17 protein-coding genes are annotated in these 17,695 nt (G+C 68.2%); 12 read left to right on the top strand and 5 right to left on the bottom strand.

The window, feature by feature from the left end:
- Window positions 1-28 precede the first annotated feature (28 nt).
- Together ACVOLJ_RS02510 and bioC are read left to right on the top strand one after the other, a co-directional pair.
- Window positions 29-808, top strand: a complete 780-nt coding sequence (locus ACVOLJ_RS02510) for an SDR family oxidoreductase (RefSeq protein WP_481563373.1) — start codon at window positions 29-31, stop codon at window positions 806-808.
- Between the two features lie 12 nt (window positions 809-820).
- Complete coding sequence (gene bioC / locus ACVOLJ_RS02505; RefSeq protein WP_481563372.1) at window positions 821-1,705, top strand: malonyl-ACP O-methyltransferase BioC; 885 nt, start codon at window positions 821-823, stop codon at window positions 1,703-1,705.
- A 210-nt stretch (window positions 1,706-1,915) separates the two neighbouring features.
- Here the strand turns inward: bioC and ACVOLJ_RS02500 are convergent, their stop codons facing one another.
- On the bottom strand, window positions 1,916-2,560 hold the full coding sequence (locus tag ACVOLJ_RS02500) for a YdcF family protein (RefSeq protein ID WP_481563436.1): 645 nt from the start codon (window positions 2,558-2,560) through the stop codon (window positions 1,916-1,918).
- Window positions 2,545-3,507 carry a pyridoxal-phosphate dependent enzyme gene (locus ACVOLJ_RS02495; RefSeq protein WP_481563371.1) on the bottom strand — a complete coding sequence of 321 codons (963 nt, stop codon included), beginning with the start codon at window positions 3,505-3,507 and terminating at the stop codon, window positions 2,545-2,547. The genes ACVOLJ_RS02500 and ACVOLJ_RS02495 overlap by 16 nt, the downstream gene beginning before the upstream one ends.
- Before the next feature lie 158 nt (window positions 3,508-3,665).
- Between ACVOLJ_RS02495 and ACVOLJ_RS02490 the strand changes: the two genes are divergently transcribed.
- The 10 genes from ACVOLJ_RS02490 to ACVOLJ_RS02445 all read left to right on the top strand — a co-directional run bounded on the left by ACVOLJ_RS02490 (window position 3,666) and on the right by ACVOLJ_RS02445 (window position 15,056).
- Window positions 3,666-4,130: a hypothetical protein gene (locus ACVOLJ_RS02490; protein ID WP_475280806.1), complete on the top strand. Its 465-nt coding sequence runs from the start codon at window positions 3,666-3,668 to the stop codon at window positions 4,128-4,130.
- Window positions 4,131-4,729: 599 nt separating this feature from the next.
- Complete coding sequence (gene mnmG, locus ACVOLJ_RS02485) at window positions 4,730-6,619, top strand: tRNA uridine-5-carboxymethylaminomethyl(34) synthesis enzyme MnmG (protein ID WP_475280805.1); 1,890 nt, start codon at window positions 4,730-4,732, stop codon at window positions 6,617-6,619.
- A 137-nt stretch (window positions 6,620-6,756) separates the two neighbouring features.
- Window positions 6,757-7,575 (top strand): nucleotidyltransferase domain-containing protein, encoded by an 819-nt coding sequence (locus tag ACVOLJ_RS02480; RefSeq protein WP_481563370.1) that lies wholly within the window; start codon window positions 6,757-6,759, stop codon window positions 7,573-7,575.
- Between the two features lie 70 nt (window positions 7,576-7,645).
- A complete protein-coding gene (locus ACVOLJ_RS02475) occupies window positions 7,646-8,176 on the top strand; it encodes a gamma carbonic anhydrase family protein (RefSeq protein WP_475280803.1) in 531 nt (176 codons plus the stop codon).
- Between the two features lie 124 nt (window positions 8,177-8,300).
- Window positions 8,301-8,990 carry an RDD family protein gene (locus tag ACVOLJ_RS02470; protein WP_481563369.1) on the top strand — a complete coding sequence of 230 codons (690 nt, stop codon included), beginning with the start codon at window positions 8,301-8,303 and terminating at the stop codon, window positions 8,988-8,990.
- Window positions 8,987-9,979 carry a stage II sporulation protein M gene (locus ACVOLJ_RS02465; protein WP_475280801.1) on the top strand — a complete coding sequence of 331 codons (993 nt, stop codon included), beginning with the start codon at window positions 8,987-8,989 and terminating at the stop codon, window positions 9,977-9,979. The genes ACVOLJ_RS02470 and ACVOLJ_RS02465 overlap by 4 nt, the downstream gene beginning before the upstream one ends.
- Window positions 9,969-11,594 carry a DUF4129 domain-containing protein gene (locus tag ACVOLJ_RS02460; protein WP_481563368.1) on the top strand — a complete coding sequence of 542 codons (1,626 nt, stop codon included), beginning with the start codon at window positions 9,969-9,971 and terminating at the stop codon, window positions 11,592-11,594. The genes ACVOLJ_RS02465 and ACVOLJ_RS02460 overlap by 11 nt, the downstream gene beginning before the upstream one ends.
- The gene (locus ACVOLJ_RS02455; RefSeq protein ID WP_475280799.1) at window positions 11,591-12,778 is read left to right on the top strand and encodes a DUF4350 domain-containing protein; all 1,188 of its coding nucleotides are present in this window, start codon (window positions 11,591-11,593) and stop codon (window positions 12,776-12,778) included. The genes ACVOLJ_RS02460 and ACVOLJ_RS02455 overlap by 4 nt, the downstream gene beginning before the upstream one ends.
- A complete protein-coding gene (locus ACVOLJ_RS02450) occupies window positions 12,775-13,761 on the top strand; it encodes an AAA family ATPase (RefSeq protein ID WP_475280798.1) in 987 nt (328 codons plus the stop codon). The genes ACVOLJ_RS02455 and ACVOLJ_RS02450 overlap by 4 nt, the downstream gene beginning before the upstream one ends.
- Window positions 13,758-15,056, top strand: a complete 1,299-nt coding sequence (locus tag ACVOLJ_RS02445) for a DUF58 domain-containing protein (protein ID WP_481563367.1) — start codon at window positions 13,758-13,760, stop codon at window positions 15,054-15,056. The genes ACVOLJ_RS02450 and ACVOLJ_RS02445 overlap by 4 nt, the downstream gene beginning before the upstream one ends.
- Window positions 15,057-15,204: 148 nt before the next feature.
- Here ACVOLJ_RS02445 and ACVOLJ_RS02440 read toward each other — a convergent pair whose 3' ends face one another.
- The 3 genes from ACVOLJ_RS02440 to ACVOLJ_RS02430 are packed head-to-tail and all read right to left on the bottom strand — an operon-like array spanning window position 15,205 to window position 17,619.
- Window positions 15,205-15,864 (bottom strand): hypothetical protein, encoded by a 660-nt coding sequence (locus tag ACVOLJ_RS02440; RefSeq protein WP_475280796.1) that lies wholly within the window; start codon window positions 15,862-15,864, stop codon window positions 15,205-15,207.
- Window positions 15,864-17,042 (bottom strand): glutathionylspermidine synthase family protein, encoded by a 1,179-nt coding sequence (locus ACVOLJ_RS02435; RefSeq protein WP_481563366.1) that lies wholly within the window; start codon window positions 17,040-17,042, stop codon window positions 15,864-15,866. Before ACVOLJ_RS02435 ends, ACVOLJ_RS02440 begins: the two co-directional genes overlap by 1 nt.
- A gap of 7 nt (window positions 17,043-17,049) precedes the next feature.
- Window positions 17,050-17,619, bottom strand: coding sequence for a DUF1190 domain-containing protein (locus ACVOLJ_RS02430; RefSeq protein WP_475280794.1), 570 nt, complete (start codon window positions 17,617-17,619; stop codon window positions 17,050-17,052).
- Window positions 17,620-17,695 lie beyond the last annotated feature (76 nt).

The raw sequence follows: 17,695 nt of genomic DNA, 5'->3' as shown, positions 1-17,695 counted from the left end.
CGCCTTCCGAACGGGGCAGGACTGACGCATGGATCTGGGTATCTCCGGCCGCTGGGCACTGGTCTGCGGCGCCAGCAAGGGATTGGGCCTCGGTTGTGCGCGGGCACTGGTGCGCGAGGGCGTGAACGTAGTGATCGTGGCCCGCGGTGACGATGCGCTGCAGGCCGCCGCCGCCGAGCTGCGGGCGCTGTCCAGCGCGGCTGAAGTGCGCACGGTAGCCGCCGATGTCACCACCGAAGCCGGCCGCACCCAGGCGCTGGCTGCGTGCCCGCAGGTCGACATCCTGGTGACCAATGCCGGTGGCCCGCCGCCGGGCGATTTCCGCAATTTCGAGCGCGACCATTGGATTGCCGCGCTGGACGCCAACATGCTGGCGCCGATCGCACTGATCCGCAGCACCGTGGACGCCATGATCGAACGCGGCTTCGGCCGCATCGTCAACATCACCTCATCATCGGTGAAGGCACCGATCGATGCGCTGGCCCTGTCCAATGGCGCGCGCAGCGGGCTGACCGGCTTCGTTGCCGGGCTGGCACGGCGCACGGTCGCCCACAACGTCACGATCAACAACCTGCTGCCCGGCCAGTTCGACACCGACCGCCTGCGCGCCAACTTCGCCCACGCCGCTGGCCAGGACGAAGACGTGCAGGCCGTGGCCGAGCGCCGCCGCCAGCAGATCCCTGCCGGCCGCTTCGGCACGCCGGACGAATTCGGCGCCGCCTGCGCCTTCCTGTGCAGTGCACAGGCCGGTTACCTCACCGGGCAGAACCTGCTGATCGACGGCGGCGCCTACCCCGGTACGTTCTAAGAGACTCCTGCAATGCCGTCCCACTTCGATGCACGCCACGTCCGCCGCGCGTTCGCACGCGCTGCCACCAGCTACGACGCCGCCGCCGCCCTGCAGCGCGAGGTGCAGTCGCGCCTGCTGGAATCGCTGGACTACCTGGAAGCGCGCACGCCCGAGGTGGTGCTGGACATCGGCGCCGGCACCGGCCATGCCAGCGCGCTGATGAAGAAGCGCTGGCCGAAGGCACAGGTGATCGCACTGGACGTGGCACTGCCGATGCTGGACCAGGCCAAGCGCCAGGCCGGCTGGTGGAAACCCTTCCAGCGCCTGGCGGCCGATGCCACCGCGCTGCCGCTGGCCGACAACAGCGTGGATGTGATCTTCAGCAACCTGTGCCTGCAATGGGTGGACGACCTGCCAGCGGTGTTCGCCGGTTTCCGGCGCGTGCTCAAGCCGGGTGGCCTGTTGCTGTGCTCCACCTTCGGGCCGGAAACGCTGATCGAGCTCAACGAGGCGTTCGCGGCCGCCGACGACCGGCCGCACGTGAGCCGTTTCGCGCAGATCGCGCAGTTCGGCGATGCGCTGATGATGGCCGGTTTCCGCGACCCGGTGCTCGACCGCGACCTGTTCACCCTGACCTACGATGACCTGCCGTCATTGATGCGCGAGCTGCGTGCGATGGGCGCCACCAACGCCCGCGTGGATCGCCGCCACACACTTACCGGTCGTGGCCGTTTTGCCGCCGCCGCGGCCGCCTATGAACCCATGCGCCGCGCCGACGGCAAGCTGCCCAGCAGCTGGGACGTCATCTATGCCCATGCCTGGGCGCCGGATCCGGGTGCGCCCATCCGCGAAGGCGGCCACGACGTGGCATCGGTACCGGTGTCGGCCATCCCGATCCGGCGCAGGCAGACCTGATCGTCCGGCATTGCCGGCCGCTGGCCGGCAATCTCATGATTCCATGCTGGACATCTGCCGGCCAGCGACCGGCACTACCGCATGCCACGCCGTACGCGAATCGCACTGGTAGGTGCCAACCTTGGTTGGCACAGCACGTCAGATCGCATTGCGGCCGGCATTGTGCCAACCAAGGTTGGCACCCACCCAAAACAGGCTTCCGCCTCCGCCTCAGGTATTGGCCGGCGAACTCAGCGGCGGCCGTACCAGGTCGCGGTGGAAGAAATAGATTTCCTGCACCAGGAAGCGCCAGCTGGTGTGGAAGCTGCGGAAGCGCGTGCTCGGCGTCGAAGACGCCAGTGCCCGCATCCCCAGCGCATTGCTCAGGCGCAGCGCGCGTGCCATGTGCAGCGGATCACTGACGATGATCACCGAATGCAGCTTGCGCTGGTCCATCAGCCGCTTGGCTTCCACCAGGTTCTGCACGGTGTTGCGCGAGGCGGTCTCGATGAGGATCGCGTCATCGGGAATGCCGTGCTTGAGCGCGTAACGCCGCGCCACCTGCGATTCGGAAAAGCGCGCACCGGTGCCACCGTAGCCACCGGTGAAGATCAGCAGGGGTGCATAGCCGGCGTCGTACAGATCCAGGCCGTGGCGGATGCGTTCTTCAAACACCGGTGATGGTTTCGCATCGTAGGCGGCAGCACCCAGCACGATGATCGCGTCGGCCTTGGCCGCCTGGTCGCGTTCGCCCACCCATACGATCCACGCGGTCACGCCCAGCAGCCAGATCACCACCAGCACGAACAGGCGCCAGACCCAGCCCAGCAGGCCGGTGCGGTGACCGCTGTGACCGCGGCTCACGCGGTCCCCCAGCGCAGCGCGGGCAGGTCAACGTTGCCGCCCGACAGCACCAGGCCCACGCGCAGGCCTGCAAAGCGTGCCGGTTGGGCCAGCACCGCCGCCAGCACGATCGCCGAAGACGGCTCGACCACCTGCTTCAGTACGTCCCACAGCAGGCGCATGGCTGCCAGGGTCGCGGCATCATCGACCACGATCACCTCGGCACCGGCGGCACGCAGCAGTTCGAAGTTGGGCGCGCCAATCAGCGTACGCAGGCCATCGCAGACCGTGTCGGGGCTGAAGTCGGCCAGGCGCCTGCCGCCGGCCAGTGAACGGGCGGTGTCATCGGCGCCCTGCGGCTCGGCCAGCACCAGCCGGGTAGCCGGGCTGGCGTGCTGCAGGGCCAGCGCGGTGCCAGCGGCCAGGCCGCCACCGCCCACCGGCACCACCAGCACGTCGAACGGACCCTCGCTGTGCAGCAACTCCAGCGCGGCGGTGCCCTGCCCGGCCATCACCGCCGGGTTCGCATAGGGATGGATCAGGGTCGCGCCGGTATCGGCCTGCACTTTGGCGCAGGTGGCCTCGCGATCGGCGATGGTGGCCGGGCAGCGCCAGAGCGTGGCGCCATGCCGGGCGATGTTGGCCAGCTTGGCCGCTACCGCGCCTTCAGGTACCACCACATGGCAGGGAATGCCGCGCGTACGCGCGGCCAGTGCCAGCGCTGCGCCATGGTTGCCCGACGAATGGGTGACCACCCCGGCAGTGGCGTGCGCGTCATCCAGCGACCACACCGCATTGCAGGCACCCCGGAACTTGAACGCACCACCACGCTGCAGGTGCTCGGCCTTGAACGCCATACGCGCACCGGCCAACGCATCCAGCGTGCGCGAGCGCAGCACCGGGGTCACGCTGGCATGGGGCGCGATCCGCGCGGCGGCGGCAAGGACGTCATCAGCGCGGGGCAACAGTGAATCGCTCATGACGCAAGATTAACGTATGCCTCCGCGCTGGCGACCGCGCCATCGGTCATGCCAGCATGCAGCCCTACACCGCCATTCATCCTGGTTGGCGGAGTTAAGGGGCGATTCAACGCCCGCGCCTGAAGCTGCCTGTACACCCGTCCTCTGGGGGGACTCCGATGAAAACGCGCCTGATGCTTGCCGGCGGCCTGTTGCTGGCCCTGACCGGTTGCACCACTTACGACTATGTCGGTGGCCGCAGCGGTGGCTACTACCACGGCGCGCCGTCGGTGGAATACCGCTACCCCTACGGCTACCCGGCCGACTATGGCTATCCGTATTACGGGGGCGGCGGCTATTACGGCTACGGCGGTCCGTACTACCAGCGGCCGATCTACCGTCCGCCGCACAACCACCGCCCGCCGCCGCGTCCCGGCAACGGCGGCGAGAACCGTCCGCCACCGCCGCCGCGCCAGAACAATGGCGGCTCGCCCTGGCGCAACATGGACTCGATGCGTCGTCCTTCGCAGCCCGCACAGCGCGTCGAGCGGCCCTCACCGCCGCCGCAGGCCCGCCCTGCGCCTGCCCCGCGTGCGCCGAGGATGAACAGTTCCCCATGGCGCGCGATGGATCATGAGAGATAGCGCACAGTTGAGGCTTGTTCCGTCTTGCATTTCACACGGTCCAAGCCTCAATCTACGCAGGTGGTGACGGCCCGCGTCACAAAGTGACAAAAAAACGTTAAGGGCCGGTCCCAAAAAGCTCTACGTCGATATCCGACAGGAACATCTGGATCCCCCCTGTTCCGGCCCTGTCGGATGTCGGCACCTCTGAAAGCAGACGGCCCCGCATTGCGGGGCCGTTTGTTTTACGGGACTGGCAACGCGCCACCGCGCAGGCCACCGCCTCGGTGGATCCACGCCATGCGTGTCAGTAGATCCACGCCATGCGTGGATGAAGCCTTCCCCTCAGGTCCAGAAAAAACAGGGCCGGACAGTCCCCCGACTGCCAGCCCTCTGCTCCCCCATCGTGCGCCTGTACCGGCCCCTGTTCCAATTCCGGTCACGGGCGCCTGCGGCGCCAGCCACGATGGGTGCTATTGGGTTATCTGCAAAAATCCTGCCAACTTTAGGGTTGATTTCCAGCCGGGCCGACCGGCGCCGGTCCGCCCCCCGCCAATTGGCGCTAAAATCGCCACCCCGGCGCCGTCCCGACTGCGCCGCCCTCCTGCTGAACAGTCCTCATGATCGACTCCTTCCATCGTTACGACGTCATCGTCATCGGCGGTGGCCACGCCGGCACCGAAGCCGCACTGGCTGCGGCCCGTACCGGCGTGCGCACCCTGCTGCTGACCCACAACATCGAAACGGTGGGTGCGATGAGCTGCAACCCGGCCATCGGTGGTATCGGCAAGGGGCACCTGGTCAAGGAAATCGACGCCCTTGGCGGTGCCATGGCGCATGCGGCCGACCGCGCCGGCATCCAGTGGCGCACGCTCAACGCCTCCAAGGGTCCGGCCGTGCGCGCCACCCGCTGCCAGGCCGACCGCAACCTGTACCGCATGGCGATCCGCGCCATCGTCGAAGGCCAGGCCAACCTGACCGTGTTCCAGGCCGCCGTGGACGATCTGGTGATCGAGGGCGACGCCGTGCGCGGCGTCATCACCCAGACCGGCCTGCGCTTCGACGCCGAAGCGGTGGTGCTGACCGCCGGCACCTTCCTGGCCGGCAAGATCCACGTCGGCCCGACCCAGTACGCCGCCGGCCGCATGGGTGACCCGCCGGCCACCACGCTGGCCGCACGCCTGCGCGAGCGCCCGTTCCAGGTGGACCGCCTGAAGACCGGCACGCCGCCGCGCATCGACGGCCGCTCGCTGGATTACAGCGTGATGGACGAGCAGCCCGGCGATACGCCGCGGCCGGTGATGTCCTTCCTCGGCTCGGTGGACGAGCACCCGCAGCAGGTCAGCTGCTGGATCACCCACACCACCGGACAGACCCACCAGATCATCCGCGACGCACTGCACCGCTCGCCGCTGTACAGCGGCCAGATCGAGGGCATCGGCCCGCGCTACTGCCCGTCCATCGAAGACAAGGTGGTGCGCTTCGCCGAAAAGGCCAGCCACCAGATCTTCGTCGAACCCGAAGGCCTGGGCATCGTCGAGATCTACCCCAACGGCATTTCCACCTCGCTGCCGTTCGACGTGCAGCTGGCGATGGTGCGCAGCATCACCGGGTTCCAGAACGCGCACATCACCCGCCCCGGCTATGCGATCGAGTACGACTTCTTCGACCCGCGCGGGTTGAAGGCCTCGCTGGAAACCAAGCTGGTCAACGGCCTGTTCTTCGCCGGCCAGATCAACGGCACCACCGGCTATGAAGAAGCGGCCGCGCAGGGCCTGCTGGCCGGCCTCAACGCCGCGCGCAAGGTCCGCGGGCTGGAGGGCTGGTGCCCGCGCCGCGACGAGGCCTATCTGGGTGTGCTGGTGGATGATCTGATCACCCATGGCACCAACGAGCCGTACCGCATGTTCACCAGCCGCGCCGAATACCGGCTGCAGCTGCGCGAAGACAACGCCGACCAGCGCCTGACCCCGGCCGGCCGCGAAATGGGCCTGGTCGATGATCGCCGCTGGCGCGCCTTTGAAACCAAGCAGGCCGCCGTGGCAGCCGAGCGCGCACGCCTTGGCGCGCTGTGGGCAACCCCGGCCAATGCGCTGGGCCGCGAAGTGAACCAAACGCTGGGCGTGGCCGTCAGCCGCGAAACCAACGTGCTGGACCTGATCAAGCGACCGGAGCTGGACTACGCCAAGCTGATGCAGGTGCCTTCGCTGGGCCCGGCGGTGACCGATGGCAAGGTGGCCGAGCAGGTGGAGATCGGGGTGAAGTACGCCGGTTACCTCGACCGCCAGCGCGACGAAATCGAGCGCCAGCAGCGGCATGAAGCCACACCGATTGCCGGGGACTTCGACTACGCGATCGTGCGCGGGTTGTCGGCCGAGGCACTGCAGAAGCTGGAGCGCGTGCGTCCCCAGACCATCGGTCAGGCGCAGCGCATTCCCGGCATGACCCCGGCAGCGATCTCGCTGCTGCTGGTGCACCTGGAGCGTGCGCGACGCGGCCGCGTGGCGTAACGCGAATCCCGCAGATCCATCCACGCATGGCGTGGATCTACTGCAATGCTGCCCAGGTAGGTGTCGACCTTGGTCGACACGAATGCATGAACCACGCATGCGCTACAGTCGAGCTCGACTCTACGAATCTTCACCACATGGACGACATCCACCCGATCGCGCCGGACAAGCGCGCCGCCATTCTTTCCACCCTTGCCGATATCGAGCGCAGGCACGACGTGCGCGTGCTGCTGGCCTGCGAATCCGGCAGCCGCGGCTGGGGCTTTTCCTCGCCGGACAGCGACTACGACGCGCGCTTCATCTACGTGCACCGGCAACCGTGGTATCTCAGCGTCAACGAAGACACCGGGCCCAACCAGGCGCAGCGCGATGTAATCGAACTGCCGATCGATGACGAGCTCGATGTCAGCGGTTGGGACCTGCGCAAGGCGCTGCGGCTGGTATCCAAGTCGAACCCGACGCTGATCGAATGGCTGCGCTCGCCGATCATCTACCAGCAGGATGCCGCCGCGGTGGCACAGCTGTGGCAGGCGGCCGAGCGCTTCTACTCGCCACTGGGCAGCTGGTGGCACTACATGAGCATGGCGCGCACCACCTACAGCCGCCACCTTGGCAGGGACGCGATCAGCACCAAGAAATACCTGTACGTGCTGCGGGCCCTGCTGGCCTGCCAATGGATCGAGAACGAACCGAGCCCACCGCCGATGGCATTCGAGAACCTGCTGGATCGCCTGCTGCCTGAAGGCACGGTGCGCGAGGCTGTCGATGCGTTGCTGGTGGTCAAACGCGCCAGCGCCGAGGTCACGGCAGCGCCCCGCATCGCCGCCATCAGCGATTACATCGACCAGGAGATGGCCAGGCGCGCCGATGGTCCGCAGCTGCCGGCCGGCCATGGCGACAGCGCATGGCTGGATGCCTTGTTCCGGCAGATGCTGGCCGAGCACGCGCCGGGCTGAGCGCTCCCGGCGCTAGCGACGCCTCTGCCGCGTATCATCGTCGTGAATGCCTTGATTTCCGGAGACACCGATGACCCCGCTGCGCCCCTTCCGCGACAAGATGCCGGTGCTCGGCCAGCGCGTGTACGTCGATCCGGCCTGCACCATCATTGGTGATGTCGAGCTGGCCGATGACGCGTCGGTGTGGCCGGGCACGGTCATCCGCGGCGACGTCAATTTCGTCCGCATCGGCGCCCGCACCAACGTGCAGGACGGCACCATCATCCACGTCAGCCACCACAGCCCATACAACAAGGCCGGCTACCCGACCCTGATCGGCGAGGGCGTGACCGTCGGCCACGGCTGCATCATCCACGCCTGCAGCATCGGTGATTACAGCCTGATCGGCATGGGCGCCTGCATCCTCGACGGTGCCCGGGTCGAGCGCCATGGTTTCGTCGGCGCCGGCGCGGTGGTGGGTCCGGGCAAGGTGGTGGGCGAAGGCGAACTGTGGGTCGGCAATCCGGCCCGGCCGGCGCGCACGCTCAGCGACAAGGAGATCGAGGCGCTGCACTATTCGGCCGACCACTATGTGCGGTTGAAGGACGAATACCTGGGCTGAGCCACCTCACCCGGTGACGCCGCTCTGCTAAAGTCTGGGCCCGACCAGGAACCGTCGAGACCCCCATGCCTGTGGCTGCCCGCCGGAGAGGACTCCAGCGCTCACGTCCACGGCCATCGCGCTGATGGCCGCACCGATGCTCGATACCTACCGCGAGGTGGTAACGCCGGAAGGCGTGCCGCTGCAGTTGCCTGCCGCCGGGCCGCTGCCGCGCGCACTGGCGTGGCTGATCGACCTGGCGGTGCGCCTGGGTGCGCTGACCGCGTTGTCCATTCCGCTGGCCCTGCTCGATGAATTCGGCCGTGGCCTCTATCTGGCGCTGATGTTCCTGCTGATGTGGGCCTACCCCATCGTCTGCGAGGCACTGTGGGGCCGCACCCTGGGCAAGCGCGTGCTGGGCCTGCGGGTACTGGCCCAGGATGGCGCGCCGGTCGGCTGGATGGCAGCCATCACCCGCAATCTGCTGCGCACCGTGGACATGCTGCCCTTCGGGTACGCACTGGGGCTGATCAGCAGCCTGTTCGACCCGCATGGGCGTCGCCTGGGCGATCTGGTTGCCGGCACCCTGGTCGTGCATGCACCGCTGTACTACCTGCCGCCGCCCACCACCATCGACAGTGCGTTGGCGCCGCCGCAGCCGCTGCGGCCGGAGGAGCAGGCCGCGGTGATGGCCTTCGCCGAACGCGCCCCCCGCCTGTCGCCGGCGCGCCAGCAGGAACTGGCCGGTATCGCCGAACCGCTGACCAGCGCGTCGGGCCAGGTGGGTGTGCTGCGCCTGTACGCAATGGCCAACTGGCTGCTGGGGCGGCGATGAAGCAGGAACAGTTCGTCGCCCGCCATCAACAGGAGTGGCATGACCTGGAGCTGTGGCTGCAGCACCGCGCCGGCGCCTCGCGCGGACGCCGGCGCAGGCCCGGCACCGAAGAAGCCGGTGATGTCGGCTTCCCGCAGCGCTATCGCCGGCTGTGCCAGCAGCTGGCGCTGGCGCGCGAGCGTGGCTACAGCCCGCAGCTGGTACAGCGCCTGCAGCAGCTGATGCAGCACGGCCACGGCGTGCTATACCGCACGCCGCCCACACGCTGGCGGCGCGCCCTCGAATTCCTGGTCGCCGATTTCCCGTCGCTGGTGCGCAGCCAGTCACGCAGCATGTGGGTGGCGCTGGCAATGTTCGCGGTACCGGCGCTGGCCTGCTTCGCACTGGTGCAGGTGTATCCGGACAGCATCCACCTGCTCATGGACAACGGCCAGATCGCCGAGATGGAGCGCATGTACGATCCGTCCGCCGAGCGCCTGGGCCGTGACAGCGGCACCGACTGGATGATGTTCGGCTACTACATCATGAACAACATCAGCATCGCCCTGCGTACCTTCGCCAGTGGCCTGCTGGCAGGTCTGGGCACGCTGCTGGTGCTGTTGTTCAACGGCATCACCATCGGCGCGGTGGCCGGCCACCTGCAGCACATCGGCCACGGCGATCCGTTCTGGCGCTTCGTGGTCGGCCACGGCGCCTTTGAACTGACTGCCATCGTGATTGCCGGTGGCGCGGGCCTGCAGCTGGGCATGAAGCTGCTGGCCCCCGGCCGCCGGCGGCGCATCGACGCGCTGGTCGAAGGCGGCCGCATCGGTGCCCGGCTGTGTCTGGGCGCGGCCTTCATGTTGTTGCTGGCTGCGTTCGTGGAAGCGTTCTGGTCGTCCATTGCCGATATTCCGGCAGCGGTGAAATTCGCGGTGGCCGGCGTGCTCTGGGCCGGCGTGCTGCTATGGCTGTGGCGCGGCGGACGCGGAGGTGGCCATGCGGATTGACCATCTGGACGTGGTGCTGCGCGCACGCAGTGGCTGGGAAGCGATGGAACTGGGCAGCGCACTTGCACGCCGCCACGCGCGCGGTGCGTGGGGCAGCTGGCTGCTGGCCAGTGCACCGTTGTTCGTGCTGTTCAACGCGCTGGCCTGGTGGCTGGATGCCTTCGGCTGGGCGTGGCTGGCCATGTGGTGGTGCAAGCCCCTGTTCGAACGCGCACCGCTGTATGTGCTCTCGCGTGGCATCTTCGGCGAACGCGTGGGCGCAGGCCAAGCGCTGCGTGCGCAACGGCACTGGGGTGGCAGCGGCTTCTGGGGCTACCTGGGCTGGCGCCGCTTCAGCGTGCTGCGCAGCCTGTGCCTGCCGGTGAATCTGCTGGAAGGCAATGCGCCCGCCCAGCGCGGTGCACGCCGGCGTGCAGTCGCCGCCGGCGCTGCAGGCTCTGCGTTGCTGCTGACACTGACCTGCCTGGCATTCGAGCTGGTGCTGGTGGCCGGCGCGATCGCAGCCGTCTTCATCTTCATTCCGCTGGAACTGCTGCCCGAATCCTGGCGCGCGGCGTGGGCGATGGTCAGCGTGGACGCCCCGGCATGGGCGCGGCTGGGCCTCAACCTGCTGTGCTGGCTGGCGGCAGCGCTGATCGGGCCGTTCTACGTGGCCGCCGGCTTCGGCCTGTATCTGAACCGGCGCACGCAGATGGAAGCCTGGGACGTGGAAATCGCACTGCGCCGCCTGCGCGAACGTCTGCTGCCGGTGGCCTCGTCGCTGGTGCTGCTGTTGTGCCTGGCGCTGCCGTTGGCGCCGGTGCATGCACAGCAGTGCGACGCGCCGGCCGCCGAACAGACCGATGCAGGAAGTACGGACGAGGACGCTGAGTCGGCGGAAGCCGATGCACCAGCAACCACAGAGAACGATCCGGCCAACACGGCGGCAGTGATCTTCGGCGACACCCCGGTGGATACGGCCGGCTTCCGCCAGGCGGTGAACCGTGCGTATGAAGACCCGCTGCAACGGCCCACGCGGCAGACCAGCCGTTGGAAGGCGATCGAAGACGATGCAGAAAAGAAGAAGACTGCAGAAGAGCTGAAGAAGGACAACAGCGCCGGTGCGCAACGCGCCTCGCGCAGCGGCGGCCAGGCGTGGCTGGCGCGGGTGGCCGAGTGGGGTTTGTGGGGCCTTCTGGGTGTACTGCTGCTGGTGTTGCTGTTGACCGCGCGGCTGTGGCTGCCGTGGCTGCGCGGCTCGGGTCGGCGCAGGCAGGCACGCGCGCCGGAGATCACCGAAGAGCGGGTGGAACTGCCCGTGGTGCTGCCGCCGGATGTGGCCACCCAGGCCGGACTGCTGTGGGACCAGGGACGGCCGCGGCAGGCCTTGGCCCTGCTGTACCGCGCCAGCGTACGCACGCTGGTGGAGCGCACCGGCATCGCCCTGCCGCCCGGTGCGACCGAGGCCCAGTGCCTGCGCGCGGCGCGGCGCCTGCCCGACGCAGCCGACCGTGAGCTGTTCGCCCGCACCGTGCGCATGTGGCAGTACGCCGCCTACGGTGGTCGCCTGCCCACGCGCAGCGATTTCGATGCGCTGTCTGGCACCCTGCGCGAGCAGTACGGGTGGCAGGCATGAGCCCGCGCCTGTTCTGGTCGTTGCTGGTCGGCGCGCTGCTGCTGTTCGGGGTGCCGCTGACGATCCTGTTCCTGCGGACGCATGAAAAGGTCACCGAAACCACCGTGCTGCCGCCGCAGGGTGAAGCCAGCTACAACCCGCTGTATGTGCTCGGCCAGGCGCTGCGCGCGGATGGCATCGACGTGCAGTCGCGGCAGCGTCTTGAGCTGGCACGGATGCCGTTGGCCGCCACCGATACGCTGGTACTGCTGCAGGACACCCGCGACCTGCCGCCGCGTACCGCGCAGGCGCTGCTGGCCTGGGTCGACGGCGGTGGCCACCTGCTGCTGCGTACGCCGCCGCCGGGTGATGACGATGCCAGCAGCACCCAGGGCCCCCTGCTGGACAGCATCGGCGTGGACAGCCTGTTCCACGGCAACCTGTGCCAGCCCTTCCACGTGGCAGATGACCCCGGCCATGAAGAGTTCTGCGGCGGTCGTCGCTTCAGCCTGGGCTTCCAGGCAAACCGCAATGCCGAACGCCGCTGGGGCGATGAAGAACTGGTGTTCGCACGCCTGCGTCATGGCAAGGGCCGCATCGATGTACTGGCAGACATGGATGTCATGCGCGGTGAAGGCGCGTCGACCTCGACGCGGCGCCGCCCGACCGGTACCGACGCGATTGCCCGCGACGGGCTGCACGACCTTTCGCATCGCGACCTGACGCGCTACCTGCTCGATCCCAACTATGGGCGCGGCACCATGTGGTTGGTGTATGGCAGCCGCCCGCCGTCGCTGGGTGCGCGCATCTTCTACCAGGGCTGGCCGTTGTGGGTGCCACTGCTGCTGGCCATCCTCGGCTGGCTGTGGGCACGCGCGCAACGCTTCGGCAGCGCCCTGCCTTCGCCGGTGGTCGAGCGCCGCTCGCTGCTGGAACATGTGCGCGCCAGTGGCGAGCTGCTGCTGCGCTTCGGCCACGGCGCGCGCCTGTACCAGGCCGTGCAGGCGCTGTTCCTGCATCGCCTGCGGCTGCGCGCACCGCTGGCCGCTGCACTTGAAGGCCCCGCGCGCGACCAGGCCATCGCTGCGCTGCTGCAGTGGCCTGCCAACCGCGTGGCCAGCGCACTCACCCCTCCTTCCCCGCATGATTCCTCCGCCCTGCGCGAGCGCATTCGCTTGCTGCTCCAGATGAGATCCCTGCTATGACCGATGTCCCTGAGCTGCCGGCCGCCGCCAGCGCCCGCCTGATTGAACGCGTCGATGCCATCCGCCAGGCCGTCGGCCACGCCTTCATCGGCCAGGCCGATGTGCTCGACCAGATCCTGGTGGCGCTGTTGGCCGGTGGCCACGTGCTGATCGAAGGTGTACCCGGCCTGGGCAAGACCCTGCTGGTGCGCGCGCTGGCGCAGGCGCTGGAACTGGACTACGGCCGCGTGCAGTTCACCCCCGACCTGATGCCCAGCGATGTCAGCGGCCACGCGGTGTATGACCCCAAGAGCGAGAGCTTCAAGATCCGCCGCGGCCCGGTGTTCACCAACCTGCTGCTGGCCGACGAGATCAATCGTGCCCCGGCCAAGACCCAGTCGGCGCTGCTGGAAGTGATGCAGGAGGGCCAGGTGACCATCGAGGGCAAGGCCTTCACCCTGGCACCGCCGTTCATGACCCTGGCCACGCAGAACCCGTTGGAGCAGGAAGGCACCTATCCACTGCCGGAAGCGCAGCTGGACCGGTTCCTGCTGAAGGTACTGATCGACTACCCGCAGCTGGAAGACGAGAAGCGCATGGTCGCGGCGATCACCAGCGGCCGCGCCGCCAGCGATTTCGACCTCAGCCAGGTGCCGCGCGTGCTCAGCGGCGGCGAACTGCTGGCGCTGCAGCAGGCCACCGCAGCGATCACTGTCGATGACGAAGTGATCGATTACGCCGTACGCATCGTGGCCGCCACCCGGCAATGGCCGGGCATCGCCGTGGGTGCCGGTCCGCGCGGCAGCATCGCGCTGGTACGCGCGTCGCGGGCACAGGCGGTGCTCGCCGGCCGCGATTTCGTCACCCCCGATGATGTACGCGATATCGCCCGCCCCGCCCTGCGCCACCGCATTGCCTTGGCACCGGAACTGCAGATCGAGGGCCAGGGTGCCGACGATGTGCTCGGCGCGCTGCTGGCCAAGGTGGAAGCACCGCGCCGATGAGGCCTGCGCCGCTGCTGCTGGCGTTGTTGTTGGGCTGGGCCGCGCTGGGCGGCGTGGTGCTGGCCGAGCTGCTGCCACGCGCGGGCTGGATGGCGGCGGGCGCGGTGATCGTCGTTGTGGCGGCCATCGACCTGTGGCGGCAACGCCGGCGTCCATCACCTGCCGTGGAACGCGACATACCCGAGGCGCTGGCACTGGGCGTACGCCGCGAGGTGGGTCTGCGCCTGCAGGCCGAACAGGCCATGCACGTGCAGGTGTTCGATCTTGTGCCCGGTGGCTGGCCGCTGGAATCGATGCCGCAACGGCTGCGGCTGCGTGCGGGCCACTGCAGCGCGCTGCACTACCACGTGCTGCCGCAGCACCGCGGGCGTTTCCGTTTCGAGGGCGTGCACCTGCGCATCCGTTCGCCGTGGCGGTTGTGGTGGCAGCAACGCACGTTGCCACCGGCACTGGACGTGCGGGTCTATCCCAACTTCGTGCCACTCACCCGGTTCGCGCTGTTCAGTGCCGACCAGGCCTCACGCCTGGTCGGTGCGCATGTGAAGCGTCGTCGTGGTGAAGGCACCGACTTCCACCAGATGCGCGAGTACCGCATCGGCGACAGCCTGCGCCAGCTCGACTGGAAGGCCACCGCACGCGCACGCAAGCTGATCTCGCGCGAGTACCAGGACGAGAAGAACCAGCAGCTGCTGTTGATGCTGGACAGTGGCCGTCGCATGCTCGCCAGTGAAGGCGGGCTCTCGCACTTCGACCACGCCTTGAACGCATCGCTGGTGGTGGCCTACCTGGCGCTGCGCCAGGGCGATGCCGCTGGCCTGTTCGCGGTGGGCGGCGAGCGCCGCTGGGTAGCACCCCAGCGCGGCATGGGAACGGTGCAGCACCTGCTGCGTGCCAGCTACGACCTGCAACCGCAGGCGGTGGCCACCGACTACCTGGCTGCTGCCACCGAGGTATCGCTGCGCCAGCGCCGGCGTGCACTGGTCATGCTGGTCAGCAATGTGCGCGACGAGGACATGGACGACCTGCTGGCCGCCGTGCGCCTGCTGCAGCGCCGGCATCTGGTGTGCGTGGCCAGCCTGCGCGAACGCGAACTGGATGCGGCGCTGGAAGGCGAAGTGCAGACCCTTGAGGATGCCACCCAGGCCGGTGCCGCCGCGCTGTACCTGCAGCAGCGCGCACAGGCGCATGACGCCTTGCGCGCCGAACGGGTAATGGTGCTGGACGTGACCGCCGATGCGCTGCCCGCCGCACTGGTGGAGCGCTACCTGGCAGTGAAGCGCGAAGGGCTGCTCTGACCGATGGCGCCGGGCATGGCCCGGCGCTACCGATGCATTGCTCTGATTCGCGGCCGCTCCGGTAGCTGCCAACCTTGGTTGGCACGAAACCCAAACCGCCGACCAAGGTCGGCCTCTACCCACAGCGGTTGCCGGCCAGCGGCCGGCACTACCCCTGCAGCAAACGCCGCTGCAACCGCTCCACCGCACGCTGCAGCAGCACCCGGTTGCGGGCCAGCTTCATCCACTGCGGCAAGCGCGAGAACATCGACGCGTTGGTGACGCCGGCACGTTCGCGCAGGGGTGCGGCGGCATAGTCGTGCAGCGCCTGCAGATGCGCTTCGTTGTAGGCCCAGAGCAGGCCGGCGGCGGTCTTTTCGACCAGTCGCAGCGGCAGGCCGAAATGCGGGTCGATCGCTTCATTGCCGCGCATCCGCGACAGGGTGACGTCCACATCGCTGCTGCGCCCACACTGGCCGCAGTCCGCTGCAAGTGTCCGCAGCGGAGACGTTGCGCGTGCGCGGCGCACGTCAGCACTGACCCACTTGTGCCCGCAGTAGCCGCAGGCACGGTGGCCGCTGTAGCGTACCGGCCCGACCCAATCACCCGCCCCGCAATGGGCGCAGCCGCAGCCGCCATCCAGGGCCTCGCTGCAGCCAAGGCATCGGAAGCGCCGCGATTGCGACGTTCCGACCACCCACCCCGGCGTATCACAGCGATGGCAGCGCACGGCGACCCGGTCGGCGTAGCGCCACAGGCCATGGCCGTCATCCAGATGGCGTCCGGGCAGCGGCGCAGGCCGCAGGTCACGGTTGCGCCGCACCGCCATCAGACGTAGATCCGCGTCGGCGCCTCATCAACGATCGCGTGCGGCACGAAGCGCGCGCTGTCGCGGGTGATCGCGCTGTCATCCTCGCGGATGCCGATGCCGCAGGCATGGTCGCCCACCACCCAGCTGCCGATCAGCGGGTAGCCGCCCTCGAAACGCGTGAGCGGATGCGCGCGCTGGATGATCGCCGGGCCGTCGTAGGGACCGTCGCTGCGCTGGGTGCTGCCATCGGCCAGGTGCATTTCGATGTTGGCGCCTTCGCGCGAGAACAGCGGCTTGCGTACCCACCCCGAGGCCAGCGTGCTGCCGTCGTCGAAGTGGGCTTCCAGCAGATTCGGATGGCCGACATTGCGCTGCCACAGCAGCGGCAGGATGCCCTTGTTGCTGAGCACCGCCTTCCACGCCGGCTCCAGCAGCTGCACGCACGAGCCCGGCAGCGCGCGACCGAATTCCTCGGCCATCAGGTCTTCCAGCGGATACAGCTTGAACAGGGTGCCGATCACCGAATCATCCAGCGCGGTGAAGCGGCCGTCCTCGGACAGGCCGATGTCTTCGATGGCGATGGCCTGGCCGTTCAATCCAGCCTGCGAGGCGCAGTCGCGCAGGTACTCGACTGTACCGCGATCCTCGTCCGAGCTGCCCACCGCGCTGAAGTACAGCGGCGGCGGCAACTGCGCAGCCAGTTCGCCGAAGCGTTCGACCAATGCCTCGTGGATGGCGTTGAACTGGTCGGCGTGCTGCGGCAGGCGTCCGGCATTGCGCTGGTCTTCCAGCCATTGCCACTGGAAGAAGCTGGCCTCGAACAGCGAGGTCGGCGTGTCGTAGTTCAGTTCGTAGAGCTTGGCCGGGCCGGTGCCGTCGTAGGCCAGGTCCAGTCGCCCGTAGAGGTGCGGCTGGCGCTGGCGCCAGCTGTCGGCGATCCAGTCGCGGTAATGCGACGGAATCGCCAGCTGGTCCATCAGGCGCTCGCTGGCAATCACATCGCCGACCAGGTCCATCGCCATCTGGTGCAGCTCGGCGCTGGGATCTTCGATGTCCTGCTCGATCTGGCGCAGGGTGAAGGCGTAGTACGCGCTTTCATCCCAGTACGGCTGGCCGTCGATGGTGTGGAAGCGGAAACCGGCCTCCTCCGCGCGTGCCCGCCACTGGGCACGTTCGGCAATACGGATACGTTGCATGGGTCGATCAGCCGCCGACGCTGCTGCCGCTACGGCGCGCACTGGTGCTGCCAAAGCCGCTGCGGCTGGCGGTGACGGCGCGGTTCGGTTCGCTGGTGACCGGTGCCAGGCCGGCCTTGCCAGCGCCGATGCCGCTGGCGGTGTTCAAGCCGCCGCTGCCACCCGGGGCCGGACGCGCCCAACCGGCGCTCTTGTCCTGGTAGGCCGGAGCCGAGGCCGGTGCCTGCGGGGCCAGGCCACCGCGGTTGCTCAGCATCTGCGACATGAAGAAGCCCATCATCATCGGACCGATGAAGGAGGTACCGGCCGAGGTGTGCTGCTGCACGCACTGCTCGGGCTTGTAGTCCTGTTCACAGGCTTCCTTGCTGGCGTACTTCGGCGCCGAATCGGCCGCCTTCTTCTGCGCTTCGGCAAAGGCGTTGCGGCATGAGGACGGGTCGCCGGTGGCCTCGGTGCACGCCTGCACCGAAGTGTAGAGGCCTTCCTGCACCTGCACCTGCTCGTCCTTCTGGCAGGCAGTGAACAGCAGCGGCGCAGCGCTCATCAACAGCAGCGCGGTGGTGCGGGAACGTTTCATGGCGTCATGCCTTCAAGTCGGAACAATGCCCCATCATGCCAAATCCGGGCCAACAACCGGAATCGGCAAAGTGGGA

Source organism: Stenotrophomonas sp. STEN046 (assembly GCF_056759755.1).
The sequence above is the reverse complement of the archived record's forward strand: the minus strand, read 5'-3'. Positions and strand labels throughout refer to the sequence as shown.